Raw genomic sequence first — 16,429 nt, 5'->3', positions numbered from 1 at the left:
GTTAGAAGTTATGTTGCGAGCCTTACGGTGCCTTGTGTCCCTCGGCCTCTTCCAGTTTGTTTCCTACTCGGACAGCGCGGAAGCCCCGACCCCGCCTGAGACACACGTCCTGCGTGAGCATAAGAAGGGTATCGCGCAGGCGGATCCATCCTTGGAGATCTGGCTTCATAAAATTTATGAAGGCCGATCACCGCTTGGAATCACGGGTGACAAGGAATTTGAAGCCGCGCTGCAATCGTGGGATCCCGCGAGCGCCTGGCTGTTCCGCCTTCGCCGCACGGAGGGATCGAACGATAAAACGGTAGCCAAAGGCGCGCTCGCGCAGGCTCTCGATAGCGACAGCCAGCTTGCCAATGAACCCATGTATCCCTATGTTCTGCAGGCTTTAGCGGAACATCCGGGGTTGGATGCCAAGGAACGTGCTCAGGCCCGCGATCTTCTGCTCGAACGCGGCGGCATCAGCTGCCCGCGAAAGAAAACCATTCTGCAGGACCTGAGGGCCCAGGACAAAGGCAGCCTGACTGCCGATTCCGCCCGCCGCTATCTCACCACCGTTCAGGAATTCAATGCGCTGGGTTTTGTGGAGGAAGGTCTCCGGGCTTTGGTTTATGGCATAAGCCCGGCCACGCAAAAGGAAATGCGTGCGGAACTCGCATCCGCCCTGCAACCTTTTCCGCGCCTTGTGAGTGATAATCCGGATCTGTTTGAAGAAAATCCTGAAGTCCCCGACACGCGAACCGCCGTGGGTCCCATTTTGCAGGCTGAAAAGCAGGCTGGGAACGGAGACTGCACCGCGGCACGCAACAGTTTGATCCGGGGCATGAAGGAGGACACCGAAAAACAGAATCTTCTCATTGTCGAAACTGTGGCCGGCAAAATTGATAGCTGCTTGAAACCCAAAGGGGACCGGGCTCGTATCGCCAGCTGGCAGGAACTCGAAGCGCCTCTGAAGGACGCCTATGGTTTTCCTGGGGCGGCTCTCGCCCAGAGACGGCTTGGTTTGATTCACTGGGGTCGTGATGAATTTGACGATGCCCGCCGCATTTTTAGCCAGATGCTGCTGCTCTCGGAAAAGGAATATCCTGAGATTCATGCGGATACGCTTTTCACCTACGCGCGCGTGGTGGAAAACGAAGGCCGCTTTGATGAGGCGATTGAAAAGTATCGCTTCTTCATCGAGCTTTACCCCACCGCGGAGCAATCCAACCAGGCCCTCTCCTCGATGATCGTTCTGGCCACCCTCCTGAAGCGCGGCGACGATGCCTTGCGTTTTGCGCTGCAGATGATTGATCTGGAAGCCGTCAAGCCGGTCGATGATCGCGATGGTGCGTCCTTGCCCATGGCCCTCTACTGGGCTGGAAAGCTCTATCTGGAAAAAGGTGATCATGCGCGTGCGGAATTTTTCTGGGCCCGTCTGGCTCAGGAATTCTATTCAACTTTCTATGGAGCCTTGGGGCATTACTCCCTGGAACGTCTCACCCGGAAGCGTTTCATGCTGCCCCCTGTGCATTCGCCGCAGTTCAACAAAGGCGAAATGTACAAGGAATTTCCCCTGGCCGAACGCAAGGTGCTGCAGCGGGCCGAACGCCTGCTGCTGGCCGGCATGAAGGATGATGCCGCCTGTGAGATCAAGGAAATCCGCGTGGAATCCAACGATACCCATCGGCAGCTGGCCAAGGCTCTCTTTCAATTTGCCGCCGGTGACTGGCTCGCCGCCATACGCATCTATCAGAACCTGCCGAAATCCTATCGTTTGACTCTGCCGCGCGGCATGGAACGGGTGCTCTTTCCTCGGGCTTTCAGCAATTACGTGACCCATTACGCGAAGAAGATGAAGGTTGATCCCGCCTACGTGAATGCCATCATTCGCCAGGAGAGTGTCTTCAATCCCCGGGCACGGTCCGCGGTGGGTGCGCGCGGCCTGATGCAGCTGATGCCTGGTACGGCCAAGATGGAAGCGCGTGCGGTTCGCGGTGACTATGTGGGCGAGGCCGAGAAACTTGCGCGCGTCAACCGCGTGCTGAATGATGAAAGTCTTCTGAGTGAGCCTGAAGTGAATATCACGCTGGGCGTGCAGCACGTGCATCGGCTTTTTCAAAAGTACCGGAGCCCTGTGTTTGTGCTGACCAGCTACAACGCCAACCCCAGAGCCACCGAACGCTGGCTCGAATCGATCGATAGCAGCGATATGATCGTCTTCATCGAACGCATTCCTTATCGGGAAACACGCTCGTATGTGAAGCTGGTGATGCGCAATTACTTCTATTACAAGCGCTGGTATGAAGGTGTGGACGTCGCCATGCCGCTCATGGATGTGCTTTTGCCGCAGGCCCTCGCGGCCGATGCAAAGGTTCCGTATCAGGCCACCAGCAATCCTTAGAGGGTGTTGAAAAGGCCCCTCATTCTGCGTGGCTCGGTCAGCTCCGCTCTGGCGGCGGCCAGGCCCTTAAGGTTGCGCTCCCGGCTGCCGGTGGGGAGCAGCCTTTTCACATTCATCCGTCTTCAGGCAATGGGTATAAATCGCTTCAATCCGGGGGAAACGGCGCATTTCCACGCTGAATCGCAGAGCGTTATAAACCTGAGGCACCAGAGCGATGTCAGCGAAGGTCAAACTTTGACCAAAGGCATAAGGTCCTTTGGTGCCGGCCAGCTTTTTTTCAATCGCGTCAAAGCCCTCTTCAATGAAATGCTGATTCCAGGCCTCGCGCTGCCTTTGATCCTCGGAATAAAAGCGTCCCACTTTGAGATTCTGCACCGGCTGAATGCCCGCCACCACCATCAGAGTGAGTTCGCGCACCCGGGCCCGTTCCCAGGGATCCTTGGGCAGAAGCGGCTCATGCGGATACGTCTCCTCCAGCCATTCGAGGATCGCCAGGGATTCCGTAAGGAGGCGATCGCCAACCTTCAAGGTCGGCACCTGGCCGGTGGGATTCATGGCAAGATAGGCCTCACTTTTTTGCTCGCCCTGCAGAAGATTCACGGGAACCGATTCATAGCTCACGCCCTTCATGGCCAAAGCCCAGCGCACGCGCCAGGAGCAGGAGGATCGCCAATAATGATAGAGGGTCAATGCCGGTTGCATAGAAGTACCTTGTTATTTAGTGGCCCATATTCTCGATAATGTCTTTGTACGAATTTTCGAGTTTCCGCAAGGCATCGATGCTTTTCAGTTCAAATCCGTATCGGCTCGTTTTGGCTGCATACACCCGATGCCGCTCCCGCAGCCGCCGCAACGTGCTTTGGAACGCCACCTCGATGACTTCAATACGGAGGCGGGCACGCAGAGGTGATCCGGCCATCAGACGTGCACATTCTTCGTCCGGTTGAAAGACCAGAAAGTCGACATCGGGATACTGTTCGGAGACGGCGCGCAGCGAGGCTTCAAAACGCGTGGAAACCAGGGCCTTGACCATCTGCACGACCCCATAGTAACCGCCCTTGATATCCGATGTGCCGGCGATCGTGGCCCGATAGGGTTTCATGGGATCGATCACAAACACAAGGCGCGTGCCATCCTCCACCACGGATTCGAGGTTGCAGCTCTTCGTGACCTGACCATCGATATACCAGCGGTCGCCGATGGCCTTGGGCGTAAAGAGCGGCGGCAGGGAGCAGGAGGCCCGCACCGCGGCGCTGATCTGCATGCGATCGTGAGGGAAGCGGCCGAGCGTGACATGATCAAAAGTATCCTGATCGGTGGCGCCGATATAAAGCCTGGGTTTGACGCCATCAAAATTATCGCTGACTCCATGATCGACGAAAAGTTCATGGAAATAGGCTTCGAGCTTATCACCCTTGAAAAAGCCGGTGGGAATGGACTCCATCGTGGCTTCGAGCCACTGGCTGAGTTTGACCCGGCGCATTTTCAGGGAGCTGCTGACCACCCGCTTGAGAATATGAAGGCCGGCGAGGTCGAAGATGGTCGAGAGTTTCAGCGGCGGATAGCGGGAGGTGAGATCCATGACCCCCCGCACCAGCTCTTCCACTTCGATCTGATTGGCCACCATCGAACCGACGATGCTGCCGCTGCTGATACCGGAAATAACATCGCAGGTGTAAATGCTGCGTCCATCGAAGGCGTGTTTCAAAGCGAGGATGGCGCCGGTCTGATACAAAAGACCCTCGATGGCCCCGCCACTCAAAGCCAAACCCACCTTGTTTTCCCGGATGATCCCCGCATAGAGCACTTCACGCAGCCAGCGGAGCATGAGGGCGGTTTTTGCGGGATCGATGATCACGTCGCGCACATTCAAACGACCCAGGATGAAGACGCGGTGATCGACATCGGCCGTCTGCTTCAGCACGGTGACGATGCGGGAATTGGGAAAATGAAAGTCCGGCCCCCAAAGCTGGGTGAGCGAGCTGACGTCGCGCCCGATATGCTGAACGGCGGCCACAGCTTCCACCGCATCATCACCCCGTTCATCATAGATGAGAAGATCGACCGGATTTTGACGCAGAAAGGGCGCGACCCCGTCGATATCCGCGAGCAGATGAATGCGCATCGTCATGCCCTTCAGCAGGCGATGGTTCAATTCAAAGTTTTGTGTCAGGGCTCCATCGTCTGGAAGCCTCTTGGCTTCCAGACGTTCCAGGGCTGCTGTGATAGCAGCCAGGCGCGACGGAGCTGTAACGTAGAGCAGGTACTGCCGCATGATCACTTCCCTTTGAAAGACCGCAACTCATCGAGGAGGCGTTTGGCACCGACATAGCCGGTGAGCGTACGGCTTCGGCTGAGGTCACCATCGGCGGGAACCAGGACCAGCGTTGGAAGGCCGGGCATTCCATACTTCTCCGCAAGAGCCATATCAGCGTCTGTGTTTTGAGTCATGTCAAGTTTAACGATTACCCACTCGTCTTGCAGCAAGGAAATCACCTCGGGATCCTGGAACGTGGTTTTGTCCATGTCCTTGCAGGCAATGCACCAGTCGGCCCAGCCATCGATCAAAATGGGGCGTCCGGTCTTTTGCGCCTCCGTGTAAGCTGTGGATTCGTCCTTGAGCCAGTCGAGTTTCGTGGAAATATCGCCGCCCGAAAGCCACTGAATGCCGGCGAAGAGCGCACAACCGAGCAGAATTGTGGGAGCCAGCTGCACACCTTTGCGCAGGATCAGCGAGGAGTTTCGGACGATCAGGATCAGGATCGGCAGACTGATGACGAGCAGGCCGATGAAGAGTTTGAACCAATAGCCCTGGACGGGTTTGATCCATTCCTGCAGAGGATTCTTTAAATAGTAAAGAGCCAGGGCATACATGGCCGCGGAGAAGAGGATCTTCACGCTCACCTGAATGCGCGGGCTGACCTTGAAGGCCGTCACACGTTTGGCCGCCATCCCAAGGAACACATAGGGCAGGGCAAAGCCCGTGCTGTAAAGGAAAAAGAGTCCCAGGGATTGTCCGACGCTATTCAGGGTCGTGGCATAAGCCAGCAGCGCGCCCATGATCGGACCCGTGCACGGAGCGGCCACAAGACCGGCGCCGGCGCCCATGCCGAACGCATTCAAAAAGGACGATTTTCCAGCGCCCATCTGGGAACCGAAAGCCTGCAGTTTGCTGAGGTCACCAAAACCCAGCATGGTCATGCCGAGCACCACGAAAATAATGGCAAAGCCCACATTCACCCAGGGATTCGCCAGGATCGAACCAAACACACCGCCGCCCAGGGTTGCGACCAGTCCGAGTCCGGTATAGGTCACGATGATTCCGAGTGCATAAACCAGAGTCGAAGCGAGGCGCGCGTGGCCTTGCTGAGCCAGAAGGCGCAGGGTGATGGGGATCATCGGGAAAACGCAAGGAGTCAGGTTGGTGGCCACGCCGCCGAGAAATACGACCAGCAGGACGATGCCCCAGGGCAGCTGTCCGCTTTTCAGGCGCTCGGCATATTTTTCTTCCGTCGTGAGATGGCTCGTGCTGGGAGCTTCACTGATCGTCGCGGCGGTATCGGTCGGACTCGAAAAATCCTTAAGTCCAGTCGATTCCTCGCTGGTGGACGCAGCCGCGCTGATTCCACTCGTGTCGTTGTAGACGGGAATTTCCAATTCCTCGGTATAAGGAAAGAGGCAGATTTTGTGGGTGCAGCCGAGAAACGTCACGCCGACAGACAGCATGCTGTCGGTATACTTTTCGGTGCCGATCAGTTCGATTTCAAAATCGCCGCCATCGTAGACTTCGACCTGGCCTTCCCCCAAAGGATCTTCCTGCAGACGTGGGGTGGGGGCGGACTTGATGGAGGCGATGAATCCGCCGCGCGCCTGCACCTTCAGGCGACTTTTGTAGATGGAAAAATTGTCCTTGGTCCGAAGACGCAAGCCCACCAGCAGGTGCCCGTCCCGATCCTGCACGGCCTGCACGCCTTCCCAGATGATGACGTCATTTGGCCGTATGTCGAGCCGGGTCTTGCCATCAGGGTCAAATTCTTGAGCCACAAGGCCGGGGAGGGAAAAGGTTAAAAAAGTCATAATACAAATCAACAGGGAAAGGCATTTCAAAATCGCACTCCTCATCCACGTGGTTCCTTTCTCTTATAACCGACGGACTTGCCCGGGGGAAGCCAGGCAGGCATCAAGGCCGGTCCTGGTCAAAGTTCTCTTGACTTGACGGGGACTTTCCCGTACTAGAGAAGTTCGCTTAGGGCAAGATTCGCCAAAAAAGCTGTAAAAACCAGAATCATCAACGTTTAAATGGATACCCGACATGGCTCAGACTACAAAGACGAAATATCAGGAAAAGTTTCGTTTGAAGAAAGGCGACGAAGTCGTCATCCTCACCGGCAAGTCCAAAGGCGGTGTGGGCAAGATCGATCGCGTTGACTTCAAGAAAAACGCAGTCTTTGTCGCCGGTCAAAACATTTTCAAAAAACATAGCCGTCCCGGCGCCAATGGCGACGAGGGTGGAATCATCGACAAAGCGATGCCCGTGCATATCAGCAATGTGGCTCTGGTCGATCCCAAGACGAAGAAGAGAACAGGCATTGGCTACCAGGGCCAGAAGCGCGAAAAAGTTCGCGTCGCGAAAGCGTCCAAGTCCGTCCTGAGCTGATTCTGTTTCGACGTTTTTAAAAATTAGCTTTCTCAAAAGCCGAAGCATGCTGTGCTTCGGCTTTTTGTTTTTTTTTATCTGCGTGGGTGAATCCAGGACTCATCCAATTTACCCGGTTCTCCATCATGTTTTATTTCACTTCCGTTTCGCGTGAAGTGCCACCCTCTTTTGGATTTCACGCGGTGTGCGAGGGGAAAAAAAAAGTAGCTTTCGGTTGCTTCCGTTTGCGGAGTTATGATGTAATAAGCCGGATTTTAAAATGCTGTCTCGTCGCAATATGGACCTCAGTAGGTGCTAGATGAAGTTTTTCCGGGTGGGTTTTCATTCTATTTCCCTTGCAGCCCTTCTTGCATCAGGCAACGCGTTGTCTCAGGACAACGGCCGGGGCGAACGAACCTATAAACTCTGTACCTATTGTCATGGTGAACAGGGTGAGGGGCGCCAGGACCTGGCAGCCCCTGCGATCGCGGGTTTGCCTGAGTGGTATCTAAAGGCTCAGCTCACGAAGTTCTATGAAGGTGTGCGGGGAACGCACCCGCGGGATCTAGGTGGCATGCGCATGCGTCCCATGGCCAAGTCACTCTTCACGAATCAAAATGATATCGAAGCGGTCTCGAAGTTCGTCGCGGCCTTGCCGCGACCCAAGCTGGAGCCTACCGTCAAGGGGCGTCCCATCAAAGGCCAGACCGCCTACCAGGTCTGTATCTCATGTCATGGTGAGAACGGCCAGGGTAACCAGGCGCTGAATGCTCCCCCTCTGGCTGGGTCCAGCGACTGGTATCTGCTCTCTCAGCTGCATAATTTCAAAGCCGGAATCCGGGCAGGTGATCCTGCCAAAGATCCCACCGGCGCCACCATGCGACCTATGGCTGCTCTACTCAGTCCCGAAAGCATGTTGGATGTCGTGTCTTACATCAATGTGCTTAATCAAAAACAGCAACAACCAAAACAATAAGACTTGAGGATGCCCGGTGAAATCGGATGACGCTGATCAGCTGAGTAAGAAGTTGTTTTACATCATCGTTGCGGGAGTCGTAGCTTACGGCGCCGCGGTGTTGTACTTTGTTTTGCGCTAAGACGTTGAGGGATAATATTTTATGCTGAATTTTATGTCTCTGCTGCGTGAAAGCGCGTCGACCTTTGCAAGTGATATCGATCACCTGATCGCGTGGGTTGCGATTCTGGGTGGCTTCTGGTGGTTGATCGCCGAAGGTGTTTTGATTTGGCTGATCGTCAAGTTCCGCCACAAAGAGGGCGTCAGAGCCCAATACATTACGGGCGAAAAGAAAGAGGAAATGAAGTGGATTCATTGGCCTCACAACCTGATTCTGATCTGCGATGTCGTCATCATCGTCATGGCGATCAATGTCTGGTACACCGTGAAGCAGAAGCTCCCGCCTGCCGATGACACCATTCGCGTGATCGGTCAGCAGTGGTCCTGGCGCTTCGTTCACTCCGGTAAGGATGGGATCCTCGGCACCGCCGACGACGTGGAAACAGTGGAAGAACTGCACGTGAAGGTTGGCCAGACCTACCACTACAAACTGGAAGCGACCGACGTTCTCCACAACTTCTCGGTGCCTGTGTTCCGTCTGAAACAGGATGCCATCCCAGGCCGTGTGATTACCGGCTGGTTCACGCCCACGATGACCGGCACCTTTGATATCCAATGCGCAGAGATGTGCGGGATCGGTCACGGCATCATGATGGGCCGCATCCACGTGGATACGCCCGAGCAGTATGAGCAATGGCTGGCGACCCAACAGAAAGTGGCTCAATCACACTGATTTGAATCTCCGATTAACGATTAGGTGAAATATGTCAAGCAGTACGAACGCAGCGCATCACGACCATCACCATATGAGCTTCTGGCAGAAGTACATTTTTTCTGTCGATCATAAAGTCATTGGGATGCAGTACTTCCTCACCGGTATCCTTATGGGTTGTATCGGTGCTTATATGTCCTATGTCTTCCGTATGCAGCTCGCTTTCCCCGGCAAGGAAGTTCCCTTCTTTGGTCTGGTGACGACGGCAGAGTATAACTCCCTTATTACGAACCACGGATCGATCATGATCTTCTGGTTCGCGATGCCTGTTTTGATCGCGGCCTTCGGTAATTTCCTGATTCCGCTCATGATTGGTGCGGATGATATGGTCTTTCCCCGGATCAACCGCCTCTCGTATCAAATCTTCCTTCTGTCGGTCGTCATTCTGATCGCCAGCTTCTTCGTTCCCGGCGGTGGTTTCGGTGGCGCGTGGACGGCTTATCCACCGCTCTCGGCCAAAGCCGAGTATAGCTTGACTCCGTGGGGTTCCACGCTCTGGCTCGTGGCTGTGGCCCTTGAATTCGTGGCTTTCCTCCTCGGTGGTATCAACTTCATCACGACTTTGATGAACGCGCGTGCCAAAGGCATGAAGTATCTCGATATTCCCATCGTCCTCTGGATGATCGTGATCGCCAGTATCCTCTTCATGGCTTCGGTTGGTCCGCTGGTCGCCGGCGCCATCATGCTCATCTTTGATCAGACGATTGGGACGGGCTTTTTCGATCCGGCCCGCGGTGGTGACCCGGTTCTCTGGCAGCACTTGTTCTGGTTCTTCGGTCACCCCGAGGTCTACGTTGTGCTCCTCCCAGCCATGGGTATCGTGGCGGAAGTGATGACAACCTTCTCCCGTAAAAAACTCTTTGCGTATAAAACCGTCCTGTTCACCACGATTGCCACGGGTGTCTTGAGCTTCTTCGTGTGGGCTCACCACCAGTTCATCGCCGGTATCGACCCGCGCATGGCCAACATCTTCACGGTCACGACCGTTTTGATCTCGATTCCCATCGCCGAGATGCTCTTCGTCTATATCGCGACCCTGTACGGCGGCTCCATCCGCTTTACCACCGCCATGCTCTTCGCCCTGGCGTTCCTGGCCACCTTCCTGATCGGTGGTGTGACCGGTATCTTCCTTGGCGCCAGCGGTGCGGATATCTACTTCCATGATACCTACTTTGTAATCGCGCACTTCCATTATACCTTCGTGCCGATCGCTGTGATCGCTGTGTTTGCTGGTGTCTATTACTGGTTCCCCAAAATGTTCGGCCGCTTCATGAACGAAACGCTGGGCAAGATCCACTTCTGGGGTACCTTCATTCCGTTCAATACGATCTTCCTGCCTCTGTTCTTTACCGGAGCAGCGGGTGATCACCGTCGTATCTTTACTTATGCGAACTTCCCTCAGTTGGCGACGCCTGGACTCCAGGATCTGCGTATTATCGCGACCCTTTCGGTTGTGACTGTGATCCTGTTCCAGTTCGTCTTCTTCTTTAACTTCTTCTACAGCATGTTCCGGGGAGCCAAAGCCGGCAGAAACCCATGGAATGCCAACACTCTGGAATGGGTCGCTCCGTCGCCTCCTCCCCATGGCAACTTCGAGGTGTTTCCTGAAGTCTATCGGGGTCCTTATGAATTCAGTGTGCCAGGTCGCGCTCAAGATTTCTGGCCGCAAAACGAGAAAGCCTAATCTGCAGAGGAAGAGAACGTGGGAATGCAAACTCCAGTAGCGACGGGTCGCAGTGTTACAGGTATCCCAACCGGCCGCTTGGCGGTCTGGTGGGTCATCGGATCAGAGATCGTGATTTTCGGCGGTCTTCTGATGTATTACATCATGCTGCGGATCAAATTTGATTTCTGGTCGGAAAGTTCGGCTCACACCAATACGACAGCGGGTGCGATCAACACTTTCATCCTTCTGACTTCGTCCTTGTTCATTGTTCTGGCTCACTACTATGCCGAACAGAAGGATCACCTGAAATCCTTCAAGTACATCTGGATGACCATCGCTGGCGGTCTCAGCTTTCTCGTGGTGAAATCGATTGAGTGGACCGGAGAAATCCTGGCGGGTTACACCATAACTTCGGAACTCTTTTGGTCGTTCTACTATACAGCTGCTGGCATCCATGCCGTTCACGTCATTGCTGGTATGGTGATCATGGGAATTATCTCCTTCGATGTGCTGCAGAAGAAGAACATGCATCGCGTCGAACTCATCGGTATCTACTGGCACTTTGTGGATATCGTCTGGATCTTTCTGTTCCCCTTGCTCTATATCGCGAAATGATCGGTTGGGAGGCTTAAATGGCAGATCATGCACATAGTAAAGACGAAGAACATCACGGCCCGGCATTCTACTTAAAGATTTACTGGATCCTTCTGGCCCTTCTCGTGGTCAGTATCGTCGGCCCTGAGATCGGTATTCGCACCTTGACCTTGATTACCGCCTTTGGTATCGCCATAGTCAAGGCGCTGATGGTGGCGGCGTATTTCATGCACCTGAAAGTGGAAAAGAAGTATATCTGGTATCTGCTCTATTCCATGTTGCTGATGGTTTTCCTGTTTTTCCTTGGAACCGCAGCGGATAGCATGAAGCCCGATGGAAACAATTGGACCAATGAAGCGGCCCATAAGCTCATCGAGCAGCACAAGGGCAACGCCCCAGTCGAGCATTGATTCATTTTCGAAGAGCCCGGTCGTGCCATACGGCCGGGTTGTTTGCATTCTCAAGGAGTCCCTATGGCTCAGACCATGAGTCTACCGACAGGGTCACGATCCTCTCGCAAAGCAGCCTTCCCTAATAGCGTTCTTGGCATGCTGATTTTCGTGACCACGGAAGTCATGTTTTTCCTGGCCCTCGTCAGTTCGCACACCGTTATCAAGTCAACGGCCGGCATCTGGTCGCCGCCGGAGAGCGTGCGTCTGCCGCTCCTGGCCACCGGCTTTAATACCTTGGTGCTGCTGAGCAGTGGCCTCCTGCTGTACCTGGCGGGTCGTAACTTTGGGAAAGACAAGGCGCGCACCTTTTTTGCCCTCTCTATCGTTACGGGCCTCTTTTTCGTGACGTCGCAGGGTTATGAGTGGCTGCAGCTGATCCGCTATGGTTTGACCATGACCTCCGGCGTTTTCGGCGCCACTTTTTTCCTTTTGGTCGGCAGTCATGGTTTGCATGCAGCATCGGGCGTCGTGGCCTTGATGATTGTTTACCGGCTGATGAGCCGTGGAAGGATCAACCGTGACCAATTCAAAGCACTCCAAATCTTTTGGTTTTTCATCGTTGCGATCTGGCCTCTCTTCTATGCGGTTGTCTACTTTTAACTGGTTTTTCCTGCTGCTGAGTTTTGGTTGGCAGGCCTCGGAAGCGCTGGCCTGCGCGGTCTGCACAGGTGAGACGCCGGAGCCGGTGAGGCAGGCCTACAATTATTCGACGGCATGGCTTTCCTTTGTTCCACTGATCTTTATGGGGTCCGTGGGCTACACCATTTATCGAGTCATTAAACGTGGACAATCCGAAGAACAATAATAAATCCTGGCTGATCGCCCTCTGTGTCGCTGGCATTTTGATCGCAACCTATTTCGGGATGCAGCGCTGGTTCGGGCAGTTGGATGAAAAGCTGGTGCATTACGAACGCTTCGAAGTCGCTCCAGCCTTTGCCTTGCCCTTGCAAAAGCATGTGGCTCCGGCGGCGCTGACCGGCAAGACCCAGGTGACCCTGCAGGACCTCAAAGGTCACACGGTCCTTCTGCACTTCTGGGCCAGCTGGTGTGTGCCCTGTCGCGAGGAAAAGCCCATGCTGGAGGAACTGGTGAACCAGTATCAGGATGGATCTCTCACGGTTATTGGTATTTCGAGCTATGAAACCGCGATCGCTCTGCGCGATTCCGGAATGCTGGCCGAAGCGCCCTTCACCGTGCTTTTGGACGAGGAGGGGGAAACCGCTCTGGCCTATAAGGTGCGGGCCATTCCGCAAAGCGTCCTGGTTGATGGAGCCGGTCGCGTGCGCTATCGCGTGAAAGGCAAGCTTTCGCCGCAGGAAATCGACGCCATTCAGAATGTCCTAGTCAGCCTGCGTGAGGAAGAGAAAAAACCTTCCACGGCGGCGGTCAATCTTTAGGGCGAGGGCTTCATGCTGCGTCACATCCTGGGCTCTGTCCTGACCTTCCTTGGTATCATGGCCATGTTCGTGTTCTGGTATTTCATCATTCCGCTTGGTCCCAAATTTGTAGAGTGGCAACGCGATCCGCAGAACGTGCTCCTGGGTTTTGCCATTTGGGCCCTTTTGGGTGGCTTGAGCTGTCTCCTTCTCTCCCGACATATTGCCAATTGGGCCATGCGCGTCGATCTTTTTCCTTTGGATCAGGCCGATCCGGATGGGGAGCGTGCGGAAATGGTTTTGCAGAAAGCTGTGGACCGCCTCGCTTTGAAGGCCAAACCGCAGCTCGGCATTTACGAACAGCCTGAGCTCAATGCCTATATCACCGGCGTGACCTTGAAGAACAGCACTCTGGTGCTGTCGCGCGGCGCTTTGCAGACGCTCTCCGCGGAGGAGCTGGAAATTCTGATGGGGCGCGAGCTTCTGCATTTCAAGAGTGGCGACGTCAAGGGACTGGCCTTTATGGAAGGTATGATCTTCGCGTTCACTCTTTATGTGGCCCGGATGCTGGCGTTTCTCTTGGGAACCAGTCTCAGGCAGACGGAAGAGGAAGCGACCTCATCGGATACGGTGGAAGTCGTTGTCACGAGTACGCTCACGGTGCTGCTGACCCTGCCCGGGGCATTGGTTTTCTGGTGGTTCAGTCGCTCCAGTGCCATGCGTGCTGATGCGGCCGTGGCTCGCGTGTTTGGCAAATCGGCCTATGCCGCGCTGCTGGCCCGACTCTCGGGCAGCCAGCCGCTGCGCCGTGAAATATTTTCCGATGCTTTCAAGCTGCACAGCCGACCGTTCCCGGTGGCTCTGTCGTGGCTTGCCCTGCAACCTGACGTTTCCATGCGTTCCAAACATTTATCTGCCTAAGGATAGACTCGAATGACGACAGCAACGAAAAAAACCTACAACAGCCGTGTCGTGTTCTGGATTCTGGCCGCCCTGGTGGCCTTGACAGGTGTCTACATGACCCTTGTGGTCAAAACCGTTCCGCGTTCCGTGGATAGCTCGAAAGTGGGGCCCTTTCCGGAACTGGTGGAACAGCTGGTGGCCTTTTATAAAAATCCGCCCGCGCCGGGACATGACGGCAGGACCTGGGACAAGGACGCGGTGAGTGAGGTGATGCAGAAACTCACGCCCTACGAAGGTTTTGCGATGAAGCGGGCCGGGGTGGACTACGAGCTCGTGACGGTCAGCTCCACCACCCTGGACGAACGTACGCTGCTGATGATGCGCCTGAAGAATCCCGCGGGCCAGCCCTTTACTCTCAGCATGTACCCGATTGCCAAGCGTCACTTTCCTAAAACGCGAAGCTTTGTGTATAAGAGCGCCTGGTTCTTTCAGTATGGCAAGGACCTGGAAGGCGCGCCCAAGCCGCTGCAAAACGAAATTCCGGCGTTGAAAGGTCAAGGCATCAACCTGATCGCCACCAACTATGGAAGCGATTACTACCTGCTTTTGGCTGGCGAAGCACCGGCGCTAGACCTTGCCAAATGGCTGTTTGCAGCCACGACCATTTTCTCGCCGAAGAAATGAAATTTTTCCGGGGCTTTGGTATTGACAAAAGTTTCTGAAACCAATAATTATGGAGTCCTCCTAGCGGGGGTGTAGTTAAGTTGGTTATAACGCCGGCCTGTCACGCCGGAGGCCGCGGGTTCAAGTCCCGTCGCTCCCGCCATCTTTGTAAGTTAATCGCTATAAGCGAGAATTATAGAAGCCTCTATCAGGAAACCTGGTAGAGGCTTTTTGATGTGTCATCCTAGAGCATTGAAATTCCTCATTTTTTTCCAAAAAAATGTTGGACAATCCTCTTCGGTTTCAGTATCTTCACAACTCGTCGGATGGGGGTGTAGTTAAGTTGGTTATAACGCCGGCCTGTCACGCCGGAGGCCGCGGGTTCAAGTCCCGTCGCTCCCGCCACTTCCGACTCCTTCTTTCTCTTCCTGCTCAGCCCGTCTTTCTTTATTCCCTAATTTTTTCTTAATGAACTGCGTGGCTCATAATGTCTAAATGACATATGCAGAAGAGTCCGCCATTTTGATAAGATATGAGGAAAGAGGCTTGTTCAAGGAGATTCCCGCATGATGGCAACGGATAGTTCCGAACTGGCCAGACTCATGTCAGCATCCATCGCTCCCGTCTTTCTGATCACCGGCATTGGCGGAATCCTGTCCACCATGACTTTGCGTTACGGTCGGGTGATCGATCGCATTCGCGCCCTTCTGCGCGACGGGCCGAAACTGTATCGCAAGGAAATCGGCACCGATCATTTGAACCGCGAGCTGCGTTCCCTTTACAAGAGGGCCAGGATGCTGCGTCTGGCCATCATCCTCGGTGTGGTGTCGATCTTCAGCATTTCCATAACGGTTTTCGTTCTGTTTTTCTCGCTGAGCTATGGCGTGGAAGCGCTGTATATCCCACAGTTCTTCTTCATCTTTGCGCTTATCCTTCTGATGATCGGGCTCGCGCTGTTCATCCAGGATTTTGCCATGTCGCTGGCCTGTATCGAACACGATATGGATGTGCGATCGTCCATCGACATGAATGAGACAAAGCAGGAAGCTCTGTTCAAGCCCATCGACTGATCATTTGCCGTATTCATTCAAACCGAGTTTGGCCTTGGCTTCGGCCATGGTCAGCTTCTGTTTGCCGGTCCCGCCGTCTTCACCGTCGCCGCCGCTGCCGACGAATTTATCCTTGCCCTCCTTGAAGAGGATATTGAAGGTGGTGAGTGAACCGTAGGATTTGGTGATGTAGGCCTGCAGATTGATCTTGTCTTCGGCCGAAAGCTGGGGATGACCGTTGATCTTTTGTTCGAGCACCCGCAGACTTTCCCGAATGCCGATGATTTTCTTGAAGAGGACGTCGATGGGAATGTCCTTCGGCTGGGAATCATTCCCAGGCTTCAGGGTGAGCGTTCCACCGTGCCAGCGCGGGGCGATTTCGATCGGCTTGGGCGCGCATTCCTCTTCAATTAAAGCCTTGAGCCACTGCTTCAAATCTTCATTCATCGACGCGATCCTCCCGTCCTGTTGCCATCCATGGTAGCATGATTCAGGCTGTTTTCCTGACCTTAAGCGTCATGCCCGGAAAAAAGCTCGCGGCCAGGTCCACGACAACTGTCAGGGTCGCATGGTGGTCCACGGGTTCCCCGATCTCCAGATAAACCTGGCCCCCGGCTTCGGACACAAATTCCCGGATGGCATGCATTCCCACACCACGTCCGGACAACTCGCTGATTTGGCTGGCGGAGCTGAATCCGGCGGCAAAGAGAAAGTCCTGAATTCTGGGTCGGGTTAACGCCTCGCCCGGCTGCATCATCCCGCTGACAATCGCGCGCTCCTCGATGGCCTTGAGGTTCAGGCCCCGCCCATCGTCCCGTACCTGGACCAGAACCCGGTCGTGACGCGGTACCAGATGAATGGTG

Annotated in this window: 18 protein-coding genes and 2 tRNA genes; 15 read left to right on the top strand and 5 right to left on the bottom strand. The window is 54.7% G+C overall.

From position 1 onward, the window contains the following. Positions 1-10 precede the first annotated feature (10 nt). The gene (locus tag OLTU_RS24805; protein ID WP_176736928.1) at positions 11-2,380 is read left to right on the top strand and encodes a lytic transglycosylase domain-containing protein; all 2,370 of its coding nucleotides are present in this window, start codon (positions 11-13) and stop codon (positions 2,378-2,380) included. 66 nt (positions 2,381-2,446) lie between these two features. Here the strand turns inward: OLTU_RS24805 and maiA are convergent, their stop codons facing one another. The 3 genes from maiA to OLTU_RS24790 are packed head-to-tail and all read right to left on the bottom strand — an operon-like array spanning position 2,447 to position 6,457. Further along, positions 2,447-3,082, bottom strand: coding sequence for a maleylacetoacetate isomerase (gene maiA / locus OLTU_RS24800; protein ID WP_218110247.1), 636 nt, complete (start codon positions 3,080-3,082; stop codon positions 2,447-2,449). Positions 3,083-3,098: 16 nt separating this feature from the next. Further along, positions 3,099-4,655 (bottom strand): patatin-like phospholipase family protein, encoded by a 1,557-nt coding sequence (locus tag OLTU_RS24795; protein WP_141735422.1) that lies wholly within the window; start codon positions 4,653-4,655, stop codon positions 3,099-3,101. Positions 4,656-4,657: 2 nt separating this feature from the next. Then, complete coding sequence (locus OLTU_RS24790; RefSeq protein ID WP_176736927.1) at positions 4,658-6,457, bottom strand: protein-disulfide reductase DsbD family protein; 1,800 nt, start codon at positions 6,455-6,457, stop codon at positions 4,658-4,660. Between the two features lie 235 nt (positions 6,458-6,692). On the opposite strand from OLTU_RS24790, the gene rplX reads away from it, so the two are divergent. From rplX to OLTU_RS24725, 14 genes are all read left to right on the top strand, one after another. Beyond that, positions 6,693-7,037, top strand: a complete 345-nt coding sequence (gene rplX, locus OLTU_RS24785) for a 50S ribosomal protein L24 (RefSeq protein WP_141735420.1) — start codon at positions 6,693-6,695, stop codon at positions 7,035-7,037. Positions 7,038-7,335: 298 nt separating this feature from the next. Further along, a complete protein-coding gene (locus OLTU_RS24780; protein WP_141735419.1) occupies positions 7,336-7,992 on the top strand; it encodes a c-type cytochrome in 657 nt (218 codons plus the stop codon). Positions 7,993-8,134: 142 nt separating this feature from the next. Then, on the top strand, positions 8,135-8,824 hold the full coding sequence (locus OLTU_RS24775; protein ID WP_218110246.1) for a cytochrome c oxidase subunit II: 690 nt from the start codon (positions 8,135-8,137) through the stop codon (positions 8,822-8,824). Between the two features lie 31 nt (positions 8,825-8,855). Further along, positions 8,856-10,547 (top strand): cytochrome c oxidase subunit I, encoded by a 1,692-nt coding sequence (locus OLTU_RS24770; RefSeq protein ID WP_141735418.1) that lies wholly within the window; start codon positions 8,856-8,858, stop codon positions 10,545-10,547. A 24-nt stretch (positions 10,548-10,571) separates the two neighbouring features. Beyond that, on the top strand, positions 10,572-11,144 hold the full coding sequence (locus OLTU_RS24765) for a cytochrome c oxidase subunit 3 (protein ID WP_218110245.1): 573 nt from the start codon (positions 10,572-10,574) through the stop codon (positions 11,142-11,144). A 17-nt stretch (positions 11,145-11,161) separates the two neighbouring features. Next, positions 11,162-11,533 carry a cytochrome C oxidase subunit IV family protein gene (locus OLTU_RS24760; protein ID WP_141735416.1) on the top strand — a complete coding sequence of 124 codons (372 nt, stop codon included), beginning with the start codon at positions 11,162-11,164 and terminating at the stop codon, positions 11,531-11,533. Positions 11,534-11,596: 63 nt separating this feature from the next. Next, on the top strand, positions 11,597-12,175 hold the full coding sequence (locus OLTU_RS24755; protein WP_141735415.1) for a cytochrome c oxidase subunit 3: 579 nt from the start codon (positions 11,597-11,599) through the stop codon (positions 12,173-12,175). Further along, on the top strand, positions 12,156-12,380 hold the full coding sequence (locus OLTU_RS32485; protein WP_218110244.1) for a hypothetical protein: 225 nt from the start codon (positions 12,156-12,158) through the stop codon (positions 12,378-12,380). The genes OLTU_RS24755 and OLTU_RS32485 overlap by 20 nt, the downstream gene beginning before the upstream one ends. Then, positions 12,358-12,972 (top strand): TlpA family protein disulfide reductase, encoded by a 615-nt coding sequence (locus tag OLTU_RS24750; RefSeq protein WP_141735414.1) that lies wholly within the window; start codon positions 12,358-12,360, stop codon positions 12,970-12,972. Before OLTU_RS32485 ends, OLTU_RS24750 begins: the two co-directional genes overlap by 23 nt. Positions 12,973-12,984: 12 nt before the next feature. After that, on the top strand, positions 12,985-13,872 hold the full coding sequence (locus OLTU_RS24745; RefSeq protein WP_141735413.1) for a M48 family metalloprotease: 888 nt from the start codon (positions 12,985-12,987) through the stop codon (positions 13,870-13,872). 12 nt (positions 13,873-13,884) lie between these two features. Beyond that, positions 13,885-14,538, top strand: a complete 654-nt coding sequence (locus OLTU_RS24740; protein WP_141735412.1) for a hypothetical protein — start codon at positions 13,885-13,887, stop codon at positions 14,536-14,538. Between the two features lie 65 nt (positions 14,539-14,603). Beyond that, positions 14,604-14,680, top strand: a tRNA-Asp gene (locus OLTU_RS24735). A gap of 165 nt (positions 14,681-14,845) precedes the next feature. Next, positions 14,846-14,922, top strand: a tRNA-Asp gene (locus OLTU_RS24730). Positions 14,923-15,083: 161 nt separating this feature from the next. Next, complete coding sequence (locus tag OLTU_RS24725) at positions 15,084-15,587, top strand: DUF2721 domain-containing protein (RefSeq protein WP_141735410.1); 504 nt, start codon at positions 15,084-15,086, stop codon at positions 15,585-15,587. Here the strand turns inward: OLTU_RS24725 and OLTU_RS24720 are convergent, their stop codons facing one another. Both OLTU_RS24720 and OLTU_RS24715 read right to left on the bottom strand, forming a co-directional pair. Further along, a complete protein-coding gene (locus OLTU_RS24720) occupies positions 15,588-16,013 on the bottom strand; it encodes a DUF8685 domain-containing protein (RefSeq protein ID WP_141735409.1) in 426 nt (141 codons plus the stop codon). Positions 16,014-16,056: 43 nt separating this feature from the next. Beyond that, positions 16,057-16,429, bottom strand: a 373-nt coding sequence (locus tag OLTU_RS24715; RefSeq protein ID WP_245676838.1) for an ATP-binding protein, incomplete at its 5' end; no start/stop codon positions are given.

The organism is Oligoflexus tunisiensis, assembly GCF_001748245.1.
In the GTDB taxonomy this organism is placed as follows: Bacteria; Bdellovibrionota_B; Oligoflexia; order Oligoflexales; family Oligoflexaceae; genus Oligoflexus; species Oligoflexus tunisiensis.
The sequence above is the reverse complement of the archived record's forward strand: the minus strand, read 5'-3'. Positions and strand labels throughout refer to the sequence as shown.

What these genes read in the sequence shown, in the direction of transcription:
- OLTU_RS24720 (WP_141735409.1), bottom strand. Translation starts at nt 16,013, where the DNA reads ATGAATGAAGATTTGAAGCAGTGGCTCAAGGCTTTAATTGAAGAGGAA.
- OLTU_RS32485 (WP_218110244.1), top strand. Translation starts at nt 12,156, where the DNA reads ATGCGGTTGTCTACTTTTAACTGGTTTTTCCTGCTGCTGAGTTTTGGT.
- OLTU_RS24775 (WP_218110246.1), top strand. Translation starts at nt 8,135, where the DNA reads ATGCTGAATTTTATGTCTCTGCTGCGTGAAAGCGCGTCGACCTTTGCA.
- OLTU_RS24790 (WP_176736927.1), bottom strand. Translation starts at nt 6,457, where the DNA reads ATGACTTTTTTAACCTTTTCCCTCCCCGGCCTTGTGGCTCAAGAATTT.
- maiA (WP_218110247.1), bottom strand. Translation starts at nt 3,082, where the DNA reads ATGCAACCGGCATTGACCCTCTATCATTATTGGCGATCCTCCTGCTCC.
- OLTU_RS24755 (WP_141735415.1), top strand. Translation starts at nt 11,597, where the DNA reads ATGGCTCAGACCATGAGTCTACCGACAGGGTCACGATCCTCTCGCAAA.
- OLTU_RS24740 (WP_141735412.1), top strand. Translation starts at nt 13,885, where the DNA reads ATGACGACAGCAACGAAAAAAACCTACAACAGCCGTGTCGTGTTCTGG.
- OLTU_RS24725 (WP_141735410.1), top strand. Translation starts at nt 15,084, where the DNA reads ATGATGGCAACGGATAGTTCCGAACTGGCCAGACTCATGTCAGCATCC.
- OLTU_RS24760 (WP_141735416.1), top strand. Translation starts at nt 11,162, where the DNA reads ATGGCAGATCATGCACATAGTAAAGACGAAGAACATCACGGCCCGGCA.
- OLTU_RS24765 (WP_218110245.1), top strand. Translation starts at nt 10,572, where the DNA reads ATGCAAACTCCAGTAGCGACGGGTCGCAGTGTTACAGGTATCCCAACC.
- OLTU_RS24805 (WP_176736928.1), top strand. Translation starts at nt 11, where the DNA reads ATGTTGCGAGCCTTACGGTGCCTTGTGTCCCTCGGCCTCTTCCAGTTT.
- OLTU_RS24770 (WP_141735418.1), top strand. Translation starts at nt 8,856, where the DNA reads ATGTCAAGCAGTACGAACGCAGCGCATCACGACCATCACCATATGAGC.
- OLTU_RS24780 (WP_141735419.1), top strand. Translation starts at nt 7,336, where the DNA reads ATGAAGTTTTTCCGGGTGGGTTTTCATTCTATTTCCCTTGCAGCCCTT.
- OLTU_RS24745 (WP_141735413.1), top strand. Translation starts at nt 12,985, where the DNA reads ATGCTGCGTCACATCCTGGGCTCTGTCCTGACCTTCCTTGGTATCATG.
- rplX (WP_141735420.1), top strand. Translation starts at nt 6,693, where the DNA reads ATGGCTCAGACTACAAAGACGAAATATCAGGAAAAGTTTCGTTTGAAG.
- OLTU_RS24795 (WP_141735422.1), bottom strand. Translation starts at nt 4,655, where the DNA reads ATGCGGCAGTACCTGCTCTACGTTACAGCTCCGTCGCGCCTGGCTGCT.